17 protein-coding genes, 1 pseudogene and 1 riboswitch are annotated in these 22,965 nt (G+C 66.6%); of the genes and pseudogenes, 8 read left to right on the forward strand and 10 right to left on the reverse strand.

The features are described from left to right. Window positions 1–5: 5 nt before the first annotated feature. On the reverse strand, window positions 6–1,358 hold the full coding sequence (locus tag V7E00_RS12240; RefSeq protein ID WP_333572923.1) for a dicarboxylate/amino acid:cation symporter: 1,353 nt from the start codon (window positions 1,356–1,358) through the stop codon (window positions 6–8). 220 nt (window positions 1,359–1,578) lie between these two features. Here V7E00_RS12240 and V7E00_RS12245 point away from each other — a divergent pair, with 220 nt between their 5' ends. From V7E00_RS12245 to V7E00_RS12260, 4 genes are all read left to right on the forward strand, one after another. Then, on the forward strand, window positions 1,579–3,264 hold the full coding sequence (locus V7E00_RS12245; RefSeq protein ID WP_333572924.1) for a sensor histidine kinase: 1,686 nt from the start codon (window positions 1,579–1,581) through the stop codon (window positions 3,262–3,264). Beyond that, a complete protein-coding gene (locus V7E00_RS12250; RefSeq protein WP_333572925.1) occupies window positions 3,261–4,529 on the forward strand; it encodes a sigma-54-dependent transcriptional regulator in 1,269 nt (422 codons plus the stop codon). Before V7E00_RS12245 ends, V7E00_RS12250 begins: the two co-directional genes overlap by 4 nt. 268 nt (window positions 4,530–4,797) lie before the next feature. After that, window positions 4,798–7,701, forward strand: coding sequence for a TonB-dependent receptor (locus V7E00_RS12255; RefSeq protein WP_333572926.1), 2,904 nt, complete (start codon window positions 4,798–4,800; stop codon window positions 7,699–7,701). Window positions 7,702–7,835: 134 nt separating this feature from the next. Then, window positions 7,836–9,140 (forward strand): O-acetylhomoserine aminocarboxypropyltransferase/cysteine synthase family protein, encoded by a 1,305-nt coding sequence (locus tag V7E00_RS12260; RefSeq protein WP_333572927.1) that lies wholly within the window; start codon window positions 7,836–7,838, stop codon window positions 9,138–9,140. Between the two features lie 50 nt (window positions 9,141–9,190). On the opposite strand, the gene V7E00_RS12265 is transcribed toward V7E00_RS12260, so the two are convergent. Next, the gene (locus tag V7E00_RS12265) at window positions 9,191–10,663 is read right to left on the reverse strand and encodes a PepSY domain-containing protein (protein WP_333572928.1); all 1,473 of its coding nucleotides are present in this window, start codon (window positions 10,661–10,663) and stop codon (window positions 9,191–9,193) included. A 2-nt stretch (window positions 10,664–10,665) separates the two neighbouring features. Further along, window positions 10,666–12,651, reverse strand: a complete 1,986-nt coding sequence (locus V7E00_RS12270; protein WP_333572929.1) for a TonB-dependent receptor plug domain-containing protein — start codon at window positions 12,649–12,651, stop codon at window positions 10,666–10,668. Between the two features lie 178 nt (window positions 12,652–12,829). Then, window positions 12,830–13,045, reverse strand: a riboswitch (cobalamin riboswitch). A gap of 206 nt (window positions 13,046–13,251) precedes the next feature. Here V7E00_RS12270 and V7E00_RS12275 point away from each other — a divergent pair. Continuing rightward, window positions 13,252–13,401, forward strand: a pseudogene (locus V7E00_RS12275) (IS3 family transposase); the annotation flags it as partial. A gap of 247 nt (window positions 13,402–13,648) precedes the next feature. On the opposite strand, the gene V7E00_RS12280 reads toward V7E00_RS12275, so the two are convergent. The 3 genes from V7E00_RS12280 to V7E00_RS12290 form a co-directional block, all read right to left on the reverse strand. Further along, entirely contained in the window at window positions 13,649–14,524 is an 876-nt protein-coding gene (locus V7E00_RS12280; protein ID WP_333572930.1) for a manganese catalase family protein, read from the reverse strand. Window positions 14,525–15,011: 487 nt separating this feature from the next. After that, window positions 15,012–16,073: an extracellular catalytic domain type 1 short-chain-length polyhydroxyalkanoate depolymerase gene (locus V7E00_RS12285; protein WP_333572931.1), complete on the reverse strand. Its 1,062-nt coding sequence runs from the start codon at window positions 16,071–16,073 to the stop codon at window positions 15,012–15,014. A gap of 21 nt (window positions 16,074–16,094) precedes the next feature. Next, window positions 16,095–16,508 carry a hypothetical protein gene (locus V7E00_RS12290; RefSeq protein ID WP_333572932.1) on the reverse strand — a complete coding sequence of 138 codons (414 nt, stop codon included), beginning with the start codon at window positions 16,506–16,508 and terminating at the stop codon, window positions 16,095–16,097. 423 nt (window positions 16,509–16,931) lie between these two features. On the opposite strand from V7E00_RS12290, the gene V7E00_RS12295 reads away from it, so the two are divergent. After that, window positions 16,932–17,432 (forward strand): MarR family winged helix-turn-helix transcriptional regulator, encoded by a 501-nt coding sequence (locus V7E00_RS12295; RefSeq protein WP_333572933.1) that lies wholly within the window; start codon window positions 16,932–16,934, stop codon window positions 17,430–17,432. Continuing rightward, window positions 17,429–18,286, forward strand: a complete 858-nt coding sequence (locus V7E00_RS12300; RefSeq protein ID WP_333572934.1) for an SDR family oxidoreductase — start codon at window positions 17,429–17,431, stop codon at window positions 18,284–18,286. Before V7E00_RS12295 ends, V7E00_RS12300 begins: the two co-directional genes overlap by 4 nt. A gap of 322 nt (window positions 18,287–18,608) precedes the next feature. On the opposite strand, the gene V7E00_RS12305 is transcribed toward V7E00_RS12300, so the two are convergent. From V7E00_RS12305 to V7E00_RS12315, 3 genes are read right to left on the reverse strand one after another with little or no spacing between them, the layout of a single operon-like run. Then, entirely contained in the window at window positions 18,609–19,043 is a 435-nt protein-coding gene (locus tag V7E00_RS12305) for a hypothetical protein (protein ID WP_333572935.1), read from the reverse strand. After that, window positions 19,040–19,786, reverse strand: a complete 747-nt coding sequence (locus V7E00_RS12310; protein WP_333572936.1) for an epoxide hydrolase family protein — start codon at window positions 19,784–19,786, stop codon at window positions 19,040–19,042. The genes V7E00_RS12305 and V7E00_RS12310 overlap by 4 nt, the downstream gene beginning before the upstream one ends. After that, the gene (locus V7E00_RS12315) at window positions 19,783–20,679 is read right to left on the reverse strand and encodes an NmrA family NAD(P)-binding protein (protein ID WP_333572937.1); all 897 of its coding nucleotides are present in this window, start codon (window positions 20,677–20,679) and stop codon (window positions 19,783–19,785) included. Before V7E00_RS12315 ends, V7E00_RS12310 begins: the two co-directional genes overlap by 4 nt. 96 nt (window positions 20,680–20,775) lie before the next feature. Between V7E00_RS12315 and V7E00_RS12320 the strand changes: the two genes are divergently transcribed. Next, on the forward strand, window positions 20,776–21,663 hold the full coding sequence (locus tag V7E00_RS12320; protein WP_333572938.1) for a LysR family transcriptional regulator: 888 nt from the start codon (window positions 20,776–20,778) through the stop codon (window positions 21,661–21,663). Between the two features lie 185 nt (window positions 21,664–21,848). On the opposite strand, the gene V7E00_RS12325 is transcribed toward V7E00_RS12320, so the two are convergent. Further along, window positions 21,849–22,934, reverse strand: coding sequence for a family 43 glycosylhydrolase (locus V7E00_RS12325; RefSeq protein ID WP_333572939.1), 1,086 nt, complete (start codon window positions 22,932–22,934; stop codon window positions 21,849–21,851). Window positions 22,935–22,965 lie beyond the last annotated feature (31 nt).

Raw genomic sequence — 22,965 nt, forward strand, 5'->3', positions numbered from 1 at the left:
CTTCCTTATTCGGCCGGGACGGCGTCGGCGGGGCGCTGATCGATGGGCAGCGCGCGGCCGTGCAGCGCGGCGTCGAGCGCTTCGTGGTCCAGCCGGCCTTCCCAGCGCGAGACGACCACCGTCGCCACCGCATTGCCGATGAAATTGGTGAGGCTGCGGCACTCGGACATGAACCGGTCGACACCGAGGATCAGCGCCATGCCTGCCACCGGTACGCTCGGCACGATCGAGAGTGTCGCCGCGAGCGTGATGAACCCCGCGCCGGTCACCCCCGCCGCGCCCTTGGAGGAAAGCATCGCCACGGCGAGCAGCAGCAATTGCTGTTCGATCGACAGATGCACATTGGTTGCCTGCGCGATGAACAGTGCCGCCAGCGTCATGTAGATATTGGTGCCGTCGAGATTGAACGAATAGCCGGTGGGCACGACGAGGCCCACGATCGTCTTGGGGCAGCCCGCGCGCTCCATCTTCTCGATCAGCGAGGGCAGCGCGCTTTCGGACGAGGAAGTGCCGAGCACCAGCAGCAGTTCGGCCTTGAGATAGGCGATCAGCCGCAGGATCGAGAAGCCCGCCATCCACGACACCGCACCCAGAACGACGAGCACGAACAGCGCCGAGGTGAAGTAGAAGGTGCCGACCAGCATTGCGAGATTGGCAAGCGTGCCCACGCCGTATTTGCCGACGGTGAACGCCATTGCGCCGAACGCGCCGACGGGGGCCGCCTTCATCAGGATCGCGACGACCTTGAACATGGCCAGCGACACGTCTTCGAGCGCCTGCGTGATCCGCTCGCCACGCTCGCCGACCAGCGCGAGGCCGATGCCGAACAGGATCGCGACGAACAGCGTCTGCAGGATGTTGCCGCCGGTGATTGCCGAGAGGAAGGTGTCCGGGATGATGCCGAGCAGGAAGCCGGTCAGCGTGCTCTCATGGGCCTTGGCAGCATAGTCGGCGACCTTGCCGGCATCGAGCGACGCGGGATCGATGTTGAGCCCCGCCCCCGGCTGCACCACGTTTGCGACAACCATGCCGACCACGAGCGCCAGCGTGGAGAAGAACAGGAAATAACCGAACGCCTTGGCCGCGACCCGGCCGACGGCCTTGAGGTCGCGCATGCCCGCGATGCCGGTGACGATGGTGAGGAAGATCACCGGCGCGATGATCATCTTGACCAGCTTGATGAAGCCGTCGCCGATCGGCTTGAGCGCTTCGCCGGTGCCGGGCGCATAATGGCCGATCAGTACGCCTGCCAGGATTGCGACGAGCACCTGCGCGTAGAGATGCCGGTACCAGGGCAAGGGCTTGGCGGGTACCGCGACATGCTTGGCTTCTTGGGACTCGGCAGGGATACGAACCATCACTTCCTCTCCTTCGGCCTCCGTTGTGCGGTAGGACTCGATTGGGCCATTCTCGATTGCGGAATCTTGCGGAGGAAGTTCAAATCGAACTGGTATTTAGTTGTTTTTTGTCAATGTCTTAATCGACCGCCGCAGCCTCCTGTGCGCAAAAATCGGCACAAGCGGACGACACAAAGTGCAAGAACTTGCACATTCAGTGGTGCTGTCGGATAGCAGGTGTGTGACCTATCGCGAATCGCTCTCGGGCTGGCACTACTGGGCTCTCGCCGCGCTGTTCGGGGCGGCGGTGGCCATCGCGGCGGGCTGGATAGCCGGTGCGCGCACCCGCGATGCACTGGTCCTCGGCGCCCGCACCGATGCCCAGCTGCGCGCAGCCTTGCTGGACAGCGAGATCGCACGTTTCCGGCTCCTCCCCCTCGCCCTCAGCGGCGACCGCGACGTTGCCGCGACGCTCGCCGGCGGTCCCGCTCGCCCGCTCGACGAGAAGCTGGAAGCGCTTGCCCGCACCACCGGCGCCGCGGCCATCTATGTGATCGGCGCGGACGGCCGCACCCGGGCTGCGAGCAACTGGCGTACGCCGCAGAGCTTTGTCGGAACCGACTATCGCTTCCGCCGCTATTTCCGCGACGCGCGCATTCGCGGGGAAGCCAGTCAGTTTGCGCTTGGCACGGTCAGCCGCCACTCGGGGCTGTATCTCGCGCGCCGCACTCCCACGGAGGGGGTGATCGTGGTCAAGCTGGAGTTCGATGCGATCGAGGCTGCATGGCGACGCGCCGGGGGCGATACCTATGTCGAGGATCCCGCCGGGCTGGTGCTCGTCGCCAGCGACCCCAGCCTGCGCTTCGCAGTGGCGCGGCCGATCGTTCCGGCGGCGCTTGCCGCACTGCGGCGCGATGCGGCGCTGCCCGACACGTCCGCGCCCGTCCTGCTGCCGCCGGCGCGCGGCGACCTGATCGAGGCGAGCGTGCCGACCAGCCAACCCGGCTGGCGCCTGTCGCTCCGCCGATCGGTGGGCCCGGCGGTGGCGGCCGCCCAGCGCACCGCCGGCCTGGTTGCGCTGGTCGTCGTGCTGGCGCTCGCCGCGCTGTTCTGGAGCCTGCGCCAGCGGGCCACGCTCAGCCGCCGCCGCACTGCCGAGCTGGAAACCGCCGTCGCCGACCGCACCGCCGAGCTTCGCCGCGAGATCGAGGAACGGGCCGCGATCGAGGCACGCGCGGCCGATCTGCGCGAGGGGCTGCGCCAGGCCAACCGCCTCGCCACGCTGGGCCAGGTCACCGCCAGCGTGGCCCATGAAACGGCGCAGCCCGTGGCCGCAATCCGCACCTATGCCGAAACCAGCGTACAGCTGCTCGCCCAGGGCGCGACCGACATGGTACGCGACAATCTGGAGACGATCCGCCGGCTGAGCGACCGGATCGGATCGGTGACGGCGCAACTGCGGGGCTTTTCCCGCCGCCAGCCCGGCGAGGTTCGCCCGCTGCCGCTGGCCGAGGTGCTGGACGGTGCGCTGCTGATCCTGAAGGAGCAGCTGCGATCGGTTCGGCTCGAGCGGCCGGCGATCGGCGCGCACCTGCAGGTGATGGGGGGGCAGGTTCGGCTGGAACAGGTGTTCGTCAACCTGCTGCAGAATGCGGTCGAGGCGCTTGCCGGCCGCCCCGATCCGACGATCACGATCCGCATCACGCTGGCGGACGGCCTGGTGTGGGTGCGCATCCACGACAACGGACCCGGCATCGCGCCCGACATTGCCGGACGCCTGTTCACGCCCTTCGCCACCAGCCGCAGCAGCGGCCTGGGGCTCGGGCTGGTCATCGCCAGCGACATCATGACCGATCTCGGCGGCAGCCTGCGCTGGCTGCCGGAGGAGAGCGGCGCGTGTTTCGAACTGGAACTGCGGCGGGCATGAACGTGGCCGTGGCCCTGGTTGACGACGACGACGATTTTCGTGCGGCGCTGGTCCAGCTGCTGACGCTGGCCGGCCATACCGTGCAGCCCTTCGTCGACGCGGCCAGCGCGCTGGCGGCGATCGATCGCGACTTCCCCGGCGTGGTCGTCACCGATGTACGGATGCCGGGCATGTCCGGCGTCGACTTCTTCCACCGGCTCCGCGCGATCGACGCCGAGCTGCCGGTGATCCTGATGACGGGGCATGGCGACGTGGCCATGGCAGTCGACGCCATCAAGGCCGGTGCCTGGGACTTTCTCACCAAGCCCTTCCCGGGCGACGCGCTGGCGGCCGCGCTGCAACGGGCCGGCACCGCCCGCACGCTGGCGCTGGAGAACCGGCGGCTGCGGGAAGCCAGCACCGATGCCGATGCGGCACTGCTCGGCGAGGCACCTGCCATCCGGCAGCTGCGCGACATGATCCCGGTGCTGGCAGACGCCGCCCTCGACCTCGTGCTCGAAGGCGCGACCGGAACCGGCAAGGAACATTATGCCCGGCTCGTCCATCGTGCGGGACGACGCGGACGTCACCGCTTCCAGGTGGTGGACTGCGCGACGCTGCCGCCGACCCTCGTGGAACGCGAACTGTTCGGACGCGACGGCACGATCGCGCGCGCGAACCGCGGCACACTCTTCCTCGACCATCTCGATCTGGCTCCGGCGGAACTCCACCACCGCCTCGTCCAGTTCGCCGAGACACGCACGGTGGGTGCCGGCCAGCGCGATCCGGAACATGTCGACGTGCGCATCATCGCCGCAATCGGAGAAGGCGGCGCGGCGGCGCTGCCGCCGGGCCTGTACCACCGGCTGGCCGGTGTGCCGCTGCGGCTGCCGCCGCTGGCGGAGCGGCGCGAGGACGTGCCGCTGCTCTTCGCGCACCTTGCTCTCCAGGCAGCCGCTCGGCATCGGCGGCCCGCGCGTCCGCTTTCCGAAGCTGCACATGCCGCCGCCCGGCGCGACTGGCCGGGCAATGTCCGCGAGCTGGAGCGCGCCGCCGAGCGCTTCATCCTCGGACTGGAGCAGCCCGCCGCCAACCCGACCACGCCCGAGCCGCTTCCCCTGACCGATCGGATCGAAGCCTTCGAACGGGCGGCGATCCTCGATGCGATCGCCGCAGCGGACGGCGAGATCCATGCCGCCATCACGTCGCTCGGCCTGCCGCGCAAGACCTTCTACTACCGGGTCAAGCGCCTCGGAATCGATCTGCGCCGCGCCCGCGGGCGGTGATGCAGCATGCCGTTGGTTTCGGCATGCCCCTTGATGCGCTCCGCACGTTCTTCGCATCGTCGTACGGTTGACACCGGTTACCGCTGCGCGCAAGAATGCCGGCCATAGCAGCGGGCGCAGATCCGCATTCTTCGGGGAGGATCGAATCGACGCTCGATTCGTCGCGCGCACAGACCCTCCTCACCAAGAGCTCGATGCCCGGTTGCACGCCGCAGGTGCGCCGCCGGGCTTCAGAACGGACCGGCCCTGCGGGGCGAAGGAGAGAGAGATGGCTGAGGGTTTCGCGCTGCGCGGTCGTGCGCGCAAAGGGCATTTGCGGGGAATTTCTGCGGGCGCGCTGATATTTGCACTGGCCACGCCGGTTGCGGCATGGGCGCAGGCTGCACCGGATGCAGGCCAGACGAATCCGTCCGCCACGACGGACTCCCAGGCTGACGCGGCGAATTCCGAGATCATCGTCACCGGCTTCCGCCGCTCGCTGGACGCGGCGCTGAATGTCAAGCGCGAGTCGGTGGCTGCAGTCGATGCGATCGTCGCAGAAGACATTGCCAAGTTCCCGGACCAGAACCTCGCGGAATCGCTCCAGCGTATTCCGGGCATCTCGATCCAGCGCGATGCCGGCGAAGGGCGGGCGATCACGGTACGCGGCCTCGGCGCGCAGTTCACCCGGGTGCGGGTCAACGGCATGGAAACCGTTGCCACCTCCACCGATGGCGCCAGCGCCAACCGCGACCGCGCCTTCGACTTCAACGTCTTCGCCTCGGAGCTGTTCACCTCGATCGTCGTCCACAAGACGGCGGAGGCCTCGCTCGACGAAGGCTCGCTTGGCGCCGTCGTCGATCTGAACACGGGCAATCCGCTGGCGGCCAAGCAGGGGTTCACGGCGGTCGGATCGGCGCAGGCCAGCTACAACGATCTTTCCAAGAACCTGCGGCCGCGCCTCGCCGGGCTGCTATCCTGGAAGAATGCCGCAGGCACCTTCGGCGCCTCGGTCTCGGCCGCGTACAGCAAGACCAACAATGTCGAACTCGGCAACAACACCGTGCGCTGGGCGCAGGCGCGCTTCGATTCTGTGAACGGAACGCCCTGCTTCTACAACAGCGCCAGCGGCACGACGCCAGTGCGGAACAGCGGCGGGACCTACCGCCCCAGCGCCGCGTGCGACCAGGCCGCGCTGGCCTTCCACCCGCGCATCCCGCGCTACGGCGAGGTCCTCCACGATCGCGAACGCCTGGGCGTGACCGGCAGCGTCCAGTTCGCACCGAGCGACGCTACCAAGATCTCGATCGACGGCCTCTATTCGCGCTTCAAGGAGACCCGCGAGGAGAAATGGGGCGAGGTGCTGCTGCGCTCCAACGAACGCTCGATCGACCTGCTGAACCCGACCTATGACGGCAAGGGCAACATGGTTTCGGCCACCCTCAACGATGCGTGGGTGCGCACCGAACATTATCTGCGCCAGTCGCAGACCGAATTCTACCAGATCGGCGGCAGCTGGGACCAGGACCTGACGGACACGCTGCGCTTCACCCTGCTCGGCGGCATCTCCAAGTCCACCGCGGACATTCCGCTCGAGACGACCTTCGTCTTCGATAATCGCACCTCGCAGAATTACAGCTACGACTACACGAACATGTGGCAGCCGAAGCTGACCTTCGGCACCAGCGTGACCGATCCGGCCAACTTCCAGCTGGCCGAGATCCGCGACCGCCCGTCCAGCGTCGTCAACAAGTTCCGCACCGCGCAGCTGCGCACCGAATGGGACGTGACCGACGGCTTCCAAGTGAAGGCAGGCGGCCTCTATCGCCGCTTCTCCTTCGATTCGGTGGCCTATACCCGCGACGCCGTAGTCTGCCCGACCAAGGCGACCGCGGCGCCGGACGCAGTGCTGGGCACGGTGACCTGTTCGGCATCGAACCAGGTATTCGCGCCGGGCGCGGTCTATGGCTTCCCGGCCGCCGGGCTGGGCGAAACGTTCAACCTCGGCAAGGCGGGCCAGCCGGCGGGCACGACCAGCACCTTCCTCATCCCCAATATCGATGCGTCGGCAAAATATACCGGCCTCTATAACCGCGCGCTCGCACCGGACGTCGGCAACATCCGCAGCGTCATCGAGACGGTGAAGGGCGGCTATGTCGAGTTCGACGTGAAGGGCGATCTGTTGGGGCTGCGCTACGCCGCCAATGCCGGCATGCGCTATGTGCAGACCGGGCAGACCTCCACCGGCCTCAACAACGGCGTGCCGGTGACGGTGCGCCGCAGCTATGACGACTGGCTGCCCGCGCTGAACGTGGCGCTGTTCCCCACCGAGAAGGTGATCCTGCGCGGCGCCATCTCCAAGGTGATGACGCGCCCCACCCTGGGCAACCTCACCCCAGGCGGATCGGTGGATGGCTTCAACTACCGGATCAGCTTCGGCAATCCGCAGCTCGAGCCATTCCGCGCGACCTCCCATGATCTCGCGGCCGAATGGTATTTCGCGCCGCAGTCGATCTTCTCGGTCGCGCTGTTCAAGAAGAGCGTCCAGAGCTTCCCGGTCTCGGTGACCACGTCGGGCACCTATGCCTCGACCGGGCTGCCGACCTCGATCATCCCGCCCAGCTCCCCCGCCGCATCGAACCCGGAGGGGCAGATCTGGCAGATCAGCACGATCACCAATGGCACGGGCGCATCGCTGAAGGGCATGGAAGTCTCGTTCCAGACCGCGTTCCGCTTCTTGCCGGGCTTCCTCAAGAATTTCGGCGTGATCGCGAACGCGACCTTCATCGACTCGGATGCTGCCTATACGCAGAGCGGCCCGGCGATCACCCCGGGCGGAGCACTCGTGCCGGTGACGCGGACGGAGACGCTCTATGGCCTGTCCAAGCGCGCCTATAACGGCACGCTCTATTATGAGGACAAGCGTTTCAGCGCGCGCGGCTCCGTCAGCTATCGCGGGCCCTATATCGATGGCAGCTCGGGCACCGGCAACATCTTCGAGGGCTATAATTCGTCGCTGAACGTCGATGCCTCGATCCGGTACAAGATCACGCCCAACCTCGAACTGTCTGTAGAGGGCACCAACCTCACCGATGACTATCGCGATCGCTACACCGATCTCGACGCGAACCGGAATTACGAGTTCCATCATTTCGGTCGCACGTTCCTGTTCGGCGCCCGCTTCAAGATGTAAGCCGAAGGCGCACGCATCCCTGGGTGCGTGCGCCGCCACGGGCGCTGCCAAGGAAAACTTTCTCCCCTTCGCGGGGCCAGTCGCTAGCATCCACGTCGACAGCACAGACGCACGATGTGAGAGGAACGACGACAATGGCCGATCGCCAGTTGCACCCTGAAACCCTGGCCCTGCACGCCGGCTGGCGAGCAGACCCGACGACGGGCGCTGTCGTGCCGCCGATCTACCAGACGACGTCCTACCAGTTTCGCGACACGGAGCATGCCGCCAACCTCTTCGCGCTCCGCGAACTGGGCAATATCTACACCCGGCTCGGCAATCCGACGACCGACGTGCTGGAGCAGCGCATCGCCGCGCTCGAGGGCGGCGCAGCGGCGCTGGCGGTCGCCTCCGGCCAGGCAGCCTCGGCCTATGCGGTGCAAAATCTGGCGCGCGCCGGCGACAACATCGTCAGCGGCACCGATCTCTACGGCGGCACCTGGAACCTGTTTGCCAACACGCTGAAGGATCAGGGCATCGAGGTACGCTTCGTCGACCCCGCCGACCCGGAGGCGTTTGTCCGCGCCACCGACGAACGCACCCGCGCCTGGTATGTCGAGACGCTGCCCAACCCCAAGCTGATCGTCTGCCCGATCGGCGAAATCGCTGCGTTGGGGCGCCCGCTTGGCATCCCGCTGATCGTCGACAACACTGCCGCCCCGCTCATCGCGCGTCCGTTCGATCACGGCGCCGCGATCGTCGTCTATTCGACGACGAAGTATATCGGCGGCCACGGCACCTCGATCGGCGGGGTGATCGTCGACGGCGGCAATTTCGATTGGGAAGCATTCCCCGATCGCCAGCCGCTGCTCAACACGCCGGATTCCAGCTATCACGGCGCGGTGTGGAGCCAGGCGGCCAAGCCGCTGGGCCCGATCGCCTATGTCCTGCGCGCGCGCACCGTGCTGCTGCGCGATCTGGGCGCCGCGCTCTCGCCGACCAACGCGTTCCAGATCCTGCAGGGGCTGGAGACGCTGCCGCTCCGGATGCCGCGCCATTGCGAGAATGCGGCCAGGGTGGTCGCGTTTCTGCAATCGCGGCCGGACGTGACGCGCGTGATCCATCCTTCGGTGCAGACCGGCGCGCAGGCGGAGCGCGCCGCGCGCGTGCTGACCGGCGGTCAGGGCGGGCTTGTCGGGTTTGAACTGGCCGGCGGCAGCGCGGCGGGCCGCGCCTTCATCAATGCGCTCCAGCTGTTCTACCATGTCGCCAATATCGGCGATGCGCGCAGCCTTGCCATCCATCCCGCCTCGACGACGCATTCCCAGCTCTCCGCCGAGGAGCAGCTGGTGACCGGCGTGTCGGAAGGCTATGTCCGCCTGTCGATCGGCCTGGAGCATATCGACGATATCCTTGCCGACCTTGGCCAGGCGCTCGACCGGGCAAACACCGCGCAGTAAGGTCGCACATCATCGTCCCCGGAAGCATCACCAGGGCACCGGGGACGCCCTCAACGACGGCGGCGGCGAAACACCCGCCGCACGTCGCGCTTTGCCTTGCGCAGGCCCATCCAGGCGCCGGTTGCGCAGACCAGCGTCACCATCACCAGCATCGGCAGCACGACCAGATCCCATAGCGGGCGCGCCCGCAGCCCGGGGAGGTCGAGCCGGTGGAGCCCGTCCTGCAGCCAGCGCTGCGCGCGGGCGTTGCCGTCCGCCGCGTGGAGAAGCGCCCCGGTATCGGGATCGATGTACAGCCGGGTCGCCTCGGCGTCCTTCAGGACCGCCCGCCATACCGGCAGCCGCGCCGGTGCCTTGTGCCCGTAATGATAGGCGTCCTCGGCCGTCAGCAGGTGCAGGTCGGCCAAAGGCAGCCTGGTGCGCAGCGCCGAAGCGATAGCCTCCCGGCGGAGCGGGGCGCGCCGTCCTTCGGCGTCGAAGCGCGCCACGGCGCCGGCGCCATCCCGGGCGACGAGAAAGACCTGCCCGCCGAGCGGCGCGGTCTCCACGCGGCGGGTATCGGGCGGCAGCTGCCCCAGCTGCCCCAACGCCGTTCGGACCGCACCCCACTGCACCTCCCCGGCCAGCCGCTGCCGCTCGGCGGCGCCCGCCGCGCTCTCCAGCAGGCCCCAGGGATTCATCGAGAGCAGCCCGCTGGCCACCCAGGTCAGCGTCAGCACGCCGAAAACCAGGCCGAAGACATGATGCCACCACCACAGCCCCCTGTAGGGCGATCCGACGCTGCCGTCCTTCCGTCGCCGCAGCCGGGCGATGCCTACCCACAGACCGGTCACCGTCAGGAAGCACCCGGTGAGCGCCGTCCAGATCACCATTTGGCTCCAGACGGCAGCATTCTGGCGGAGCAAGGTCGGGTACAGCCAGTGCGGCACCGCGCCAAGCCAGTTCCAGAAGCGCTCGAACCGCGTCGTCTGCTGAACGATCTCGCCGGACCGCGTCGCGATGTACACGCTGGTTCCCGCGGGATCGGCATAGTCGACACGCACCAGTGGGTGGTTGCGGCGGAAGGCCTGCACGGTCCACTGGTCGATGCCGGTTGCCGCGATCCTCCGCACGCCGCCGGCCAGCCCAGCCTGCGCTGCATAATCGGACGCTATTTGCCGGAGCGCCGCGGGCGACAGCGCGGCCAGCGGTGCGCCCGTGGCGAGATCATAGCTGCCCGGCAGCGCTCGCGTCTGGCCGATCGGTCGCTCCGGGGCCGCGGCGGGCACGATCCGCAGCACCATCCTGCCTGCCGCCATTTCCAGCCGCGCGGAGGAAAGCGGAAGGTCGTCGGGCAAGCCGATCCTCGCCAGCGCATCCGCCGCCGGCAAGTGCAGCGGCGGCAAGCCCCGCAGCTGCTCGGCCGGGGTGAGCCGAGGGTAGTCGACATACAGCATCACGAAGCCCGACAGGCACCAGAGCGTCATCACCGCCCCGACGAGGACGCCCAGCCAGCGATGGACAACAAGGATCGCCCGGGGCACCGTCAGAAGCCCAGGCCGTAGCTGACCCGCAGCGTCCGCGGCACGCCGCGGGTGAAATAGAGGAACCGGCCGACGCCGCTATCCGGCACCGCCGACTGGAAGCCGCGCGTGGCGTAGTCGCGATCGAACAGGTTGTCCACGTTGATCGCGACGCGATGCCGGCGCGCGGCATCGGGGAAGAACTGCACCCCGGCATCGACGATCGCGTAATCGCCATAGTTACGCCGGCCAAAGCCGCTGGCCGTCGCATACGCATCGCCCACCCAGTTGACCGAGGCGCTGGCGCTCACGGGCAGCGTACGCGGCCGCCACGCAAGGCTGCCGCGCGCAAGCTGCTCCGGGGTGCGATCGCGCTGTAGCAGCGAGCCGGCATCGCGGGCGCGGGCATGGGTGTAGCTCGCATCGAAATGCCAGGCGTCGGCAAGTACCGCGCCAAGCACCAGTTCGGCCCCGCGCACGTGCACACGCGACTCCGAATTGGCATAGATGCCATCCGGATAGGCGGGATTGGCCGTGTCGATGGCGATCAGGTTGTCGATGCGCCGCGCGAAGACCATGGCCTGCCAGTGCACGCGGCCGCTCGCCAGCGTGCCGCCCAGGCCGGCATTCACGCTCAGGCTGTTTTCCGGCTTCAGATCGGGGTTGCCGCGCTCGCAGCAGGGATCGATCTGGTAGAGCTGCGACGCGCTCGGCAGCAGGAACGACGTGCCGCCATTGGCCTGGAAGAACAGGCTGTCGCTCAATTCGACGCGGCCAGTGACGTTCCACACCGTCTTCCGCGCGCCGCCGCCGTCGTTGTAGCGCAGCCCGGCCGACAATCGGGCGCGACGCGAGAGGTCGTCATTGGTCCGGACTTGCACGCTGCCGGCGTGGACGCGCTCCTCTGTAGCCCCGATCCGCAGCACGTCGTCGCGTCCGCTGAACTGCTGGAAATCATAGCCGAGCACATAGTCGAGCCCGCGGTGCGGCCGCAGCTGGACGAGCGCGCTCCCGCCATAATCGCGAAAGCCCCAGAAGGTGCCGGCCGGATACACCACGATCGGCGCACCCCCGCCTGCGGCATTGCGAATCTGCACATAGGCGGTCTTCCAGTCGTGGAAATAGGCCTTGAGGAAGAGCTGCACCGCATCGCTCCCCACATAATCGAGCCGGGCGCTGGCAATTTCCTCATTGCGGTCGTTGCGGCTCTCGCGGGTGCGGGTCGGGCTCAGATTGTCGAGCTTCGCCTCGGTGTGGATATAGTGCAGGCTGAACCGCCAGTCGGGGCCGAGGTCGTAGCGATATTTGCCACCGACCGACCAAAGGGCATAGCCGCGGGCGCGATCGGTAGCGCTCGGCTCCATCCGGCTGAACGGCTGGTAGCCTTCGGCGCGATTGCGGGAACCCCAGGCAACGAACTGGTGCCTGCCCGATCCGCTGCGCACATAGCCGCCGAGACTGGTGCCGGCAAAGCTGTCGACGCTGGCGTCGACCTGGCCGCCGAAACGATCCGAGAAATCGCGCGTCACGACGTTGATCACGCCCGCGGCGGCCTGGGTGCCATAGAACAGGCTTTCGCCGCCCTTCAGAACCTCGACCCGCTCGATCATGCTGGCGGGCAGCGTGTCATTGGGCGAGGTGCCGCCATAGAGCCGGTTGTTGATGCGGACGCCGTCGACGGTCCACAGCACGTCCTGGGTGCGCGAGCCCTGCAGCGAGACGTCAACATAGCTGAACGGCCCGCTGGCGGGCTGGACATACAGGCCGGGAACGCTGCGCAGCGCGCTCGCCACATCCACGGCGCCGCCTTCCCGCAGCTGAAGCTCGCCGAGCACCGCAAGGTCGCTGCCATAGCGTGCCCGCTGGCGCGGCAGCGTGTCCTCCAGGCTGGTACCGGTCACCACCACGGTTTCGTCGCCCCTCTCCGTCTGTGCCTGGGCGGGCGGGAGCGCGGCGACAGCGGCGCAGGCAAGCGCGGCGAAAGGCCGCGAAACGGCGCGAAGATCCATGCATCATACCCCCGGCGTCGTCGACGTCGGGCGGGAGCGTGCCGTTCGCGCGAACGGTCGGCGCACGGCGCCGGCCGGACGCCATGGGCGACCGACGCACGTGACCGATGCGGCCCCCGCCGCTCGTTCGTCGCTCAGACGGAGTACACCGTGCCGCGGCCACCCCCTGGGCCGGGGCAAGAGCGACCGGACGCCGGCAGGTCTCCTGGCTCGCGGGTCGTCGCTCGATGCACGCCTTCCCAGGCGCTTCGACCCAGTGGCTGCTTCCGTGGCAGGAAGCCGGTGCATCTCGCTCGCCGCTTACAGTTGCAGGGACAGCCTCGGCTTCGGGAGCAAGCTCCCACACCGCGTTCCCTTTTAAGCTCCTCCCGGAGCACCAGCGCGATCATGGTTCGGCCGAAGAGATTTTCGACCGAATGGCCCGCGGTAGCGCCATCGTGTCGCGTGCGCAACATCCCGGGGCGGTCGAGGGAATATGGGGAGAGCAAGGCGCGCAGGCCCTCGGGATCCCGTGGCCCGGCTGCTCCTTCTGACTCCCTGCCTGGTCTTTGGGTCGGTTGAAGCGAGAGTATTCCGGCACTTTTGGGCTGCGGCACCCTGCGGCACCCTGCGGCATCGGCTGCCAACGCGATGTGGTCGATGGACATCGCTTCGAACGCTCTGTTCGACGACCGGCGCTTGCGCGCGCTGACGTTAGGCGGCGCCTTCACACGCGAGGCTATGGCGATCGACGTCGACCAGAGCATCAAGAACGCCGGATACTCACGCCCAAGCTGGACCAGAAACCCGGGCGGACCCCAGTTGCCAGCTTACTGCCAGATAGTGGTTGCATGAATCGCGTCAAACAGCAGGAGCAGCCCCGCAGTGTTGATCGTCAGGCCAGCCGCGACACGCCAGACGGGCAGTCGGCCAATGGGCGTTGGAAAACTCATGACATCCTCTGCGAAACGGGAGCTGAACGCGGGGCTCGCGCACTGCGCGAGCCCCGATATGCGCATCAGGATGCATCCGGCGGCGTTGGGACCTTCTGCGTGCCGTAAAGGCGCGGGTCCGTCATGCCGAGGTCGGGGACAGGGCCCAGCGCGGGCGGTTCGGCAACGTATTCGAAGTTGCCCTTGCCGTCCGGCGTTGGACCAGATGCCCACCGGCCCTCGGCACTTTCGGTGCCGGCCGAATGATTCAGGAATTTATACGAGAACTCCTGGTTCTCCAGTTCGCGCGGGAAGTTCGCCGGGCAAGGCGTCTCATCCAAGCCGTCGGCTTCAAGCTCGGCGATCGCGGCGAGCCACTGGTTCTGATGCATCGTATCGCGTGCGATCAAGTAGCTGAGCATCTCCTTCACGCCAGGATCGTCCGTCATATTGTACAGCCGGGCAGCTTGCAGTCGCCCCTGGCTTTCCGCTGTGACGTTGAAGCGGAAGTCCGCCAGCAAATTGCCGCTTGCGACAATATAGTCGGCCGTCCAGCGATTGCCCTGTGAATCGACGGGCATCGCGCCGCCACCGCTGACGATGAAATGCTGCGGGCTCATCCCGGCCATGATCACGTCTTCAACGCGAGCACCGCCCATTACCGCGCCGACGAGAGAGTCTTTGGCTGCATTTTCCTGGTCTTCCACCGGCGAACGCTCGAGCAGCCGGGCGACCATTGTCGCCAGCATCTCGACATGGCCGATTTCTTCGGTTCCGATGTCGAACGTCATGTCACGATACTTGATGGGGCCGCGGCTGTTCCATGCCTGGAACATATATCCGAGCATTACCGAGATTTCGCCCCACTGGCCGCCGATGAGCTCTTGAAGTTGCTTTGCATAAACTGGATCAGGCTTTTCGGGCTTACAGTGGAATGCGGTTTCCTTGACATGAAGGTACATGATCTACTCCGCTGATGGAGGAGGTTTGTCAGTCCAGCGCCTTGCTGGATCTCACTCATCAACAGAGCCTGAGGCCCGGATGTCCATGACAAGCGACCGGCTGAGACATCAGCACGACGTTGCGCTGTCGAGCCGCGTCAGCGGCTGCTGTGCCAAACAATCGAAGGTCAGATTCTTCACTACACGGGAAAGCTGCCATCTTACCACAAGCACCGGATCGGCCGAGTGTGAGACAATCCTGCTCCTCCTCCCCCTTGGCGAACGGCGGGGTCTGGCCTGCAGCGGACATGCAGCGCCTGCGCGAACGGAACAGCAGGACGATCGAGATTTGCTCGCTTGCTGAAAGGCGGCCTCTAATCTCTGAAGGCAGAAAGCGGCTGTTTGACGGGCGTCAGAACCTCTCGGCTGCAACAGCCGCATTTATAGAGTCATCGAATCCGACATGTCCGGAGCAGATTACGGCGCACGCTCGTCCGGCTGCGGAGCGTCAGCCCTGCGCCAGGAAGAAGCGGACCATCTCACGCGAGGCGTCCGGCCCCGCCCTGTCCGTGTAGCTCCCCGCCGGATCGCCACCGGCCCAAGCGTGCCCAGCACCGCGGATCGTCCACTGCTCGAGGCGCGGCGTGCCGCCAGCATCGCGCAGTATTCGGCGCGTGTAGGCGCGCCGGCCGCGGCCATCGTCGCCTCTGATCGTCTCCTCGGTAAGGATCGGACCGCCGCTTGCCATCACCCTCTCGACGATATGGTCGCTGTTCACCCTGTCTACGGTCTGATCACGATCGCCGTGGAACGTGATGGTCGGCACGAAGGTCGGCGCACCTCGATGCTTCGCGGCTCGCACGCCACTCCCGCGCATCGCCATCATCGCGCTGGGAAGATCGCTCGCGGCGCCGCAGGCGAGGCCAGAGTGTACGCCAACTGCGGAAAAGAGGTCGGGATAAGCCTCTCCCATGATCGTGGCCGCGGCGCCGCCCGCTGACATGCCGGCGACATAGACGCGCTTTGGATCGATTCCGTATCGCGCCATGATCTCCCGGGTCGCGCCAGCGATGAGCGCGGGTTCGCCCCCATCCCGCTTTTGGTCACCCGGTCGGAACCAGTTCCAGCAGCGAGAGGCGTTGGCCGCCTTGGTTTGCGCAGGGTAGGCAACAAGGAAGCCGAACTCGTCGGCGAGATCGTTCATGCCGGTGCCCGCAGCGAAATCATCCGGGTCCTGCGTGCACCCGTGCAGCATGAGGATCAGCGGCGCTCCGGACGTAGCCGACCCTGGTACGTAGAGTTTGTATGTGAGGCGGCCTTGCGGGCCAGTATGGATGTGGGCTTCGAACGTCCCGCCGGCTTTCCCGGATGGTGAGGCCTCGCTCGAGGGTTGGTGACCATCGGCGCCTCGCCCGGGTAGCTGCGGGGGCTTGGTGCGTAGGACGGTTGGGCGCGGCGCTGGCTCTGCAACCGTGCCGCCGAGCATCGAGCGGAGCAGCGCGGTCGCGTCTCCGAGTTTCCCCTCGCGCGTGAGCCGGGTCGCTTCCATGATGTTTGGGTGCAGGCGCATGTTGGATCTCCGGAAGGGCTGTCAGCGGATGCGGTCGGCGAGGGCGGTCTTTACCGCTGCGCCGGCTTGCAGGGCGCCAAGCACGGTGACTGAAGCGATCGTCTCGAGCGCAAGTTCAGGCGTGACGTCGGCGTCGATCGTTGCCAGGCCCAGAACGCGGATATCCAGCATCTCGCCGCGCTCCCGCGCTCCTTCGAGTTCGGCACTGGTTATATGACGCAGGCCAAGGTCGAGTTGCTGGCGGCGGATCGACTTGTCAGCTGCCTCGGCATGCCGCTCGAGCTGGCTGCGAATGGCTGTTCGGATGAAGTCTGTCCGGTTGCCGTAGAAGCCGTCGCGGACGAGCAGGTCGATGCGCCCGAGATCTACATAGCCGAGATTGATCGTGATCTTTTCACTGTCGGATCGCGTCCGCAGGTCAGTTCGCTCAGGCATTGCATCCGTCCCGCCATCCGTGTGGATGGTAGGTGGAGGGTGCGTTGGCTTCGCGCAAGTCTAACCGCTTGTTTTTCTTGGCCGCAATCTGCTCCAGCTGAAGATCGGCGACCTTGTCAGCGGCGGGCCGGTCCGAACGCGGACAGCTGTAACGTGGCAGAAGATCGCTCGCCCCGCTCAGTTCGAATACAGCATGTTATTACGAAGTCGAATTGGGAGACGCGCTTGCCTCCGCTGAGAATACTCGAATCCATCCGGTCGGTCGCTCGCCTCAGAGCGAGTGCGACGGCGGTGGTCGGTTCGGGGAGGCGACTGCCACCATCCCCGCCAATGGTAGCTGCGACAAGGACTTGCCTGCCGAAGGAACCATCGTGCATTGATGTAGTTCGACAACATGCTGTCCATAAGGGGGCGCGTTGTCGAATGTCTCATCAAGAATCGGACGTGCGGGAGCTTGCACTTGCTGTCTTCGCTACCAGCGGAAGGCTGATCGGCACCGGCAACGAACTGGTTGCCCATCTCGGCCTAACCAGCGCGTGGTGGCAGGTGCTCGGAGCGTTGCGCTACTCGCCCGTGCCGCTTCCGACCGCCTCGATCGCGCGGAACATGGGACTGACGCGCCAGGCGGTGCAGCGCGTCGTTGACCTGCTGGCCGAGCGCGGGCTGGTCGAGTTTCAGGACAATCCGCACCACCGCCGCGCGAAGCTTATCGTGCTGACGGATGCAGGGATTGCCGCCGTCACCGGCGCAGAGCAGGCGGTGGCCCCGCTCGACGAAGAGATTGCCGACCGCGTCGGCCGCGCCCGGATCCGCGACGCCGTCCAGACCCTGGAAGCGATGAACGCCATTCTCGCGGACTGGCTCGACCGTGCCGTGCCCCCGTCCCTCCCCGACCCCAACGCCCAGAAGGAGACCCTGTCATGATCTTGGTATCAGGTGCCACCGGCGGCATCGGTGGTGAAGTCTGCCGCCTCCTCAAGGAAGCGGGAACGCCATTCCGCGGCTTGTGCCGCAAACAAGAACAGGTCGAGCGCCTGAGCCAGCAGGGCATTGATGCCGTCCGCGGCGACTTCGACCGGCCGGAAACGCTGGCGGCAGCGATGCGGGGTATCGAGACCATGTTCCTCATCACGCCGCCCACGCCGCAGCAGGTGACACAGGAGACCGCCGCGATCGATGCCGCCAACGAGGCCGGCGTCAGCCGGATCGTCAAGATCTCCGCCTCCGACAGCAATGTGCGCTCGCCGGTGCCTTGGGCAAAGGCGCACGCGTTGATCGACCACCATCTCCGCGCCTCCGGCATCGGCTGGACGATCCTCAAGCCTACCGCCTTCATGCAGAATTTCCTGTGGTTCAAGGATCCGATCGCCAGGGGCTTTCTGCCCCAGGTGGCCGGCAGGGGATCGGTCTCCTGGGTCGACACGCGCGATGTCGCGCGCGTGGCCGCCGCCGTGCTGACACAGGACGGCCATGACGGCGCGACCTATTTCCTCACCGGTCCGGAAACGCTGGACATGAAGGAAGCCGCGGCGCGCCTGTCCAAGGTCGCGGGCCACAAGGTCCGCTATCTCGATCTGCCCTCCCCTTTGTTCTGGGGACTGATGCGCCTGACGGGCAACTCGCCCTGGATGGCGAAGGGCCTGGTCGTGCAATTCGCCGACGTCGTCGCCGGGCATCACGATATCGATCCGACCTTCGAGATCGAGCGCCTCACCGGCACGCCGCCGCACGACTTTACCGATTTCCTCCTTCAGCATCGATCCCTATTTTTCCGGTAACCGCCCCGCCCGATGGCGCGTTTGCGCGTGAGGTTCTGGCCCCTCTGCGCACTTCTGGAGACACATTCCTGCAGCCGACCAGCGCTTCTCTCGCGGGCCATGCCGCGATCGTCACCGGTGCGAATTCGGGCGTCGGCCTTGCAGTTGCCGAAGCGGCCGGCAGCGGGCGCAGCCGTGGCGGTGAACTATGACGACCAAGCCCAGCCCGCCGAGGAACTCGCCGAGCGGGCGGCGGAGTTGTGCTCAACAATTTGGTGTAGAAGCGGCCCGGTGGCATCGGCGCCCGACAGGAGGCTCCGCGCCGCCGCCATCCCAATGCAGATCAGATCGAAGCGAAAGTCGCCCGCACATCGGCCACAAGAGCCGCGGGGTTCTCCATGGCGGCGAAGTGGCCGCCGCGCTTGGGCTGGCTATAATGGCGCAGATCCGCGAACCGCTGCTCCGCCCACCGTCGCGACAGGCGCAGCGCCTCGCCGGGGAACATGCTGACCCCCGCCGGCAGCGCGATCGGCTCGCCCGAAAAGCCGCCTGCAGCCTGCGCATTCTCCCAATAGAAGCGCGCCGCGCTCGCGCTTGCGTTCGGAAGCCAGTACAACATGATATCGTCGAGCATGTGATCTAGCGGGATCACCGTTTCGGGCGCGCCGTCGCTGTCGGTCACGTCCTGGAACAGGGCATAGATCCAGGCAGCCAGACCCACCGGCGAGTCCGCCAGGGCGAACGCTACCGACTGCGGCCGCGTGTTCTGGAGCTTCATATAGCCCGATTGCTCCTGGTCGTATCGCCGATGTCGGCAAGCATCGCCTGCTCCTCCGGCGTTGCCTTGGCAATCTCCTCCTGCGTGGGCTGGAACAGGACCATGTTGAGGTGGACGCCCTGAAGTCCAGGCGCACGCATTTGGGCCAGTGCCGTGACCACGGCGGCGCCCCAGTCGCCCCCCTGCGCAACCCAGCGGTTGCCATAGCCCAGCCTGCGCATCAGCTCGGCATAGGCGCGTGCGACGCGGCCGACGTTCCAGCCGGGCTCCGCCGGCTGGTCGGAGAAGCCAAACCCCGGCATGGAGGGGATCACGACGTGGAAGGCCTGCTGCGCCGCCTGGCCATTCGCGGCCGGGACGGTCAGCGGACCGATCATGTCGCGAAACTCCAGGACCGAGCCAGGCCAGCCATGGGCGAGCAGGAGCGGCACGGCGTCGGGCTCTGGCGAGCGGATATGAAGGAAGTGGAGGCCGAAACCGTCGATGACAGTCCGGCTGCTTCCCCATTGGTTGAGCCGAGCCTCAATTGCCCGCCAGTCATAGCCCTCCTGCCAATGCGTAACCAGACGCTGAAGGGCCTGCAAGGCAGGGCCTTGACGCCCGTCGTGAACGGTACCGGCGTCGGGCCAGCGGGTGCGGGCGAGGCGATCGGCGAGGTCCGTCAGCGCCGACTCCGGAACGCTGATCGGGAAAGGCGTGATGATGTCTGCCACGGCGGCATTCTCCTCGAAGAGGCGGCTCATGAAAGCGTGGAGGCAAGTATGGTGGCTGCGCTGCTCCAATCGGTCTTGCCGTAGCGAGCATTGTCCAGATGGTGCAGCTTGCCCCGACCCGTCGACATGTCGCGAAGATATTGCATCCCCTGCCATATGGGGAACGGGGCATCGGTTTCCGGCGTCAGGGCACGCGCTATCGCGATGATCGTGCTCAGCCGGCCGATGCCTCCGGCCCGGAGTAGCCGCCAACGCTGCCCCTCCCTCTTCGTCAATAGCTCGACAAGGCCGCGCGGGCTGATCTGATCCCCGGAAATCCGCAGGTAGCGCGGCGCTGCCGGATCGAGTGCGGCATCCGCGGTGAAGCTCGCCACGTCATCCTTGGTGGTGAAATCGAACAGTTGGTCCGCGTCACCCCAGAACAGGACCCGGCGGAGGCGGTGCAGCACGATCGGCGCCTCGCCTTTCAACAGCTCTGCAAAGGGCCCGTTGAGGATCGACGTGGCATGGATCGGCGCCGCATCCAGCCGGGCAGCGAACTGGCGCCGCAGGTCCATGTTGCGGTTGTCACCCGGCTTTGTCGCTTGGTAGTCCAGGCAAAAGTCCGACGGAATGAAGTGCGGCACGCCGGCCACTACTGCGGCATCGAGCAGGCGACCCTGCGCTTCGAGGATCACGGGCGCCGTGCCGTTGAGCGCGGAGACGACGCACACGGCGCCGGTGACCAGTTGCGCCAGCGACGCGCTGTCTCCGAAGTCCACGGGTCTCTGATCGACACCGTGGCGCGCGAGCGCGTCCGACGGCCGGCGCACCAGCGCCCGCACCACCACGTCCTTCGCCCGCAAGGCCCGAACGATCCGTTCCCCCAAATCGCCAGAAGCACCGGCTACGACCACCAGAGGTCGACCATTCATCCCGCGCATCACCCGTTCCCTTGATTGCTGACCATGAGGATAGGCGTTGCATCTGCTTGCGATTAGACAGCCGAATCGGAACAGGGCGTTGCTTGAAATGGAACGATGATGGAGCTTTCCGATGTGCGCGCGTTCGTACGCATCACCGACCTCATGAGCGTGTCGGCCGCAGCACGGGCGCTCGGGCTGCCCAAGTCCGGGGTGAGTCGCGCCCTCGCACGGCTGGAGCGCGACCTCGGTACCCTGCTCGTCGATCGTTCCACGCGGCATTTGCGCCTGACCGACGCGGGCACCCTGTTCCGCCCGCATGCACTCCGCATCCTCGCCGATGTGGACGAGGCGAGTACGGCCATGGAGGGTCTGGGCGGCGTTCCGGCCGGCACGCTGCGAGTCAGCCTGCCGTACACTGTCGCGACGGCGCTGGTCGCCCCGATGCTGCCGAAGTTCCTGGCAGCCTACCCGCAGGTCCGTGTGATGCTGGCGGTCGAGAACCGCTTCGTCGACATGCCGGTCGAATCGGCGGACCTGCTGATCCGCGTGGGGCCGATGGTGGACAGTGACTTGATCGCGCGGCGGCTGCTCGTTTCGGAGGCGTGGCTGTGCGCCAGCCCGTGCTACCTAGCGGCCCGGGGAACGCCTGCACGCGTCACGGACCTTACCGGTCATACATTGATCGGCTACGGTGACAGGCTCACGGCCTATCAGGATGACGCCGAAGGCGGGCTCGGCCGCATCGAGTTGCCGCCGTCCCTCGCCATCTCTGACTCCGCGGCCCTGCTCCCGGTAGTGCTCGACCATGGGGGCATTGCACAGCTTCCGGACTTCCTTGCCGCGCCTCATGTCGCGGACGGCCGGCTGGTACGGATTTGGCCTGCGACCTCAGGTGATCGGACCGCGATTCATGCAGTGTATCCGAGCCACCGCAGTTTATCCGCCAAGGTGCGGGTATTCATCGATGCCTTGACCACCGAACTTCAATCCCGGTCCTATTGACATCCCGCCTTGTTGAGAACGCGTCCTGAGCGAACGGCGTTGATGAATGTCGTTCCGCTCCGAGCCGCAGCCGGCCACCGAAAAAAGAGTTTTCCAACGCCCGAACCTGCTCGCCGTGCAGTCGTGCGAAACCTGGAGTCTCCGCCACTCTGTACGAAGCGATGGCTGCCATTGGGACGAAGGCGTCATTTGCTGCCCACGCGCGAACTGCGGCTTGCGGAAAGAGCTGGAGATGGAAGCATCGGTGAAGGCCGCGGGGATGAGTTAGATGACCGCTCGGGTGCCGGTGAGTTTGTGGCCCGTACCCGAATTGCCGGGAGCGCCGGCGATGCTGCCCCGTCCGTCATTCCGATCGGGCGGAGGCTGCCGTCGCGCCGATAGCGAACCCGATCGATCGCGATCTCGCGTTCGCCACTATAGGGACCGGGACCGGGCACCCGTTCCCAGCGGTGATAGACGATCAGCCACCGCCCTGATGGGGTGCGTACGAAACTGTGGTGCCCAGGCCCCTGATGTCTGGCGTCGCTCGTGAGGATCGCGCCGCGATAGGTCCAGGGACCGGTGGGCGACTTGGCCGTCGCATAGTGAACCGAATAGTCTGGCCCGTTCCAGCGACCATGGCTGTAGGAGAGATAATAGGTCCCGCCCCGCGCATGCACGAAGGCGCCTTCGGTGAAGTTCGGCGGGGTGGCGACGGGGATCTCGCGGGCGATGCTGGTCATGTTTCTGGCCAGTTCCCACACCCGCAGCCTGGCCCCTGCGCTGCCGCCAGCATAGAGATAGGCCGTGCCCGATGTGGGATCGACGAACACCATCGGGTCGATTGCTTCGAAGCCGTTGCCGCCATAGGCGATCAGCGGATGGCCGATATCGTGATAAGGCCCCCCCGGCCGGTCGGCGACGGCCACGCCGATGCGGCTGGGGGTCGGGTTCTGGGGCCCAACCGAGTAATAGAGATAATAGCGGCCGCCGCGGCGCGCGAGCGCCGGCGCCCACAGGAAATGGGCGGGCGCGCCGTCGTCCGCGATCCAGGAAATCTGGTCGCGGCGGATCAGCTCACCGCGCGTCCGCCAATGCCGCAGATCGCGCGACGAGAAGGCGCCGAAGCGGTCCGCCGCCCAACTGCCGCCGGGCCCGCCGGTGGGGAACACCCACAAGTCGTTGCCGATGAACACCGCGTGCGGGTCGGCGCCGATGAACTGCGGATTGTCGGCGAGCGCCGTGCCCGCAAGCAGCGCGGCCAGTCCGCAGGCCAGGATGAAGCGTCGCATGCCGTCTCCGCCGCCATCAGTACCGAGGCAG

Source organism: Sphingomonas sp. (genome assembly GCF_036731925.1).
Lineage (GTDB): Bacteria > Pseudomonadota > Alphaproteobacteria > Sphingomonadales > Sphingomonadaceae > Sphingomonas.

Bases quoted from the DNA above. Each gene is read 5' to 3' on its own strand.
- V7E00_RS12320 (WP_333572938.1), top strand. From the start codon at position 20,776: ATGATGGAGCTTTCCGATGTGCGCGCGTTCGTACGCATCACCGACCTC.
- V7E00_RS12255 (WP_333572926.1), top strand. From the start codon at position 4,798: ATGGCTGAGGGTTTCGCGCTGCGCGGTCGTGCGCGCAAAGGGCATTTG.
- V7E00_RS12250 (WP_333572925.1), top strand. From the start codon at position 3,261: ATGAACGTGGCCGTGGCCCTGGTTGACGACGACGACGATTTTCGTGCG.
- V7E00_RS12305 (WP_333572935.1), bottom strand. From the start codon at position 19,043: ATGAAGCTCCAGAACACGCGGCCGCAGTCGGTAGCGTTCGCCCTGGCG.
- V7E00_RS12240 (WP_333572923.1), bottom strand. From the start codon at position 1,358: ATGGTTCGTATCCCTGCCGAGTCCCAAGAAGCCAAGCATGTCGCGGTA.
- V7E00_RS12315 (WP_333572937.1), bottom strand. From the start codon at position 20,679: ATGCGCGGGATGAATGGTCGACCTCTGGTGGTCGTAGCCGGTGCTTCT.
- V7E00_RS12310 (WP_333572936.1), bottom strand. From the start codon at position 19,786: ATGAGCCGCCTCTTCGAGGAGAATGCCGCCGTGGCAGACATCATCACG.
- V7E00_RS12285 (WP_333572931.1), bottom strand. From the start codon at position 16,073: ATGCGCCTGCACCCAAACATCATGGAAGCGACCCGGCTCACGCGCGAG.
- V7E00_RS12295 (WP_333572933.1), top strand. From the start codon at position 16,932: ATGTCTCATCAAGAATCGGACGTGCGGGAGCTTGCACTTGCTGTCTTC.
- V7E00_RS12300 (WP_333572934.1), top strand. From the start codon at position 17,429: ATGATCTTGGTATCAGGTGCCACCGGCGGCATCGGTGGTGAAGTCTGC.
- V7E00_RS12260 (WP_333572927.1), top strand. From the start codon at position 7,836: ATGGCCGATCGCCAGTTGCACCCTGAAACCCTGGCCCTGCACGCCGGC.
- V7E00_RS12280 (WP_333572930.1), bottom strand. From the start codon at position 14,524: ATGTACCTTCATGTCAAGGAAACCGCATTCCACTGTAAGCCCGAAAAG.
- V7E00_RS12270 (WP_333572929.1), bottom strand. From the start codon at position 12,651: ATGGATCTTCGCGCCGTTTCGCGGCCTTTCGCCGCGCTTGCCTGCGCC.
- V7E00_RS12325 (WP_333572939.1), bottom strand. From the start codon at position 22,934: ATGCGACGCTTCATCCTGGCCTGCGGACTGGCCGCGCTGCTTGCGGGC.
- V7E00_RS12290 (WP_333572932.1), bottom strand. From the start codon at position 16,508: ATGCCTGAGCGAACTGACCTGCGGACGCGATCCGACAGTGAAAAGATC.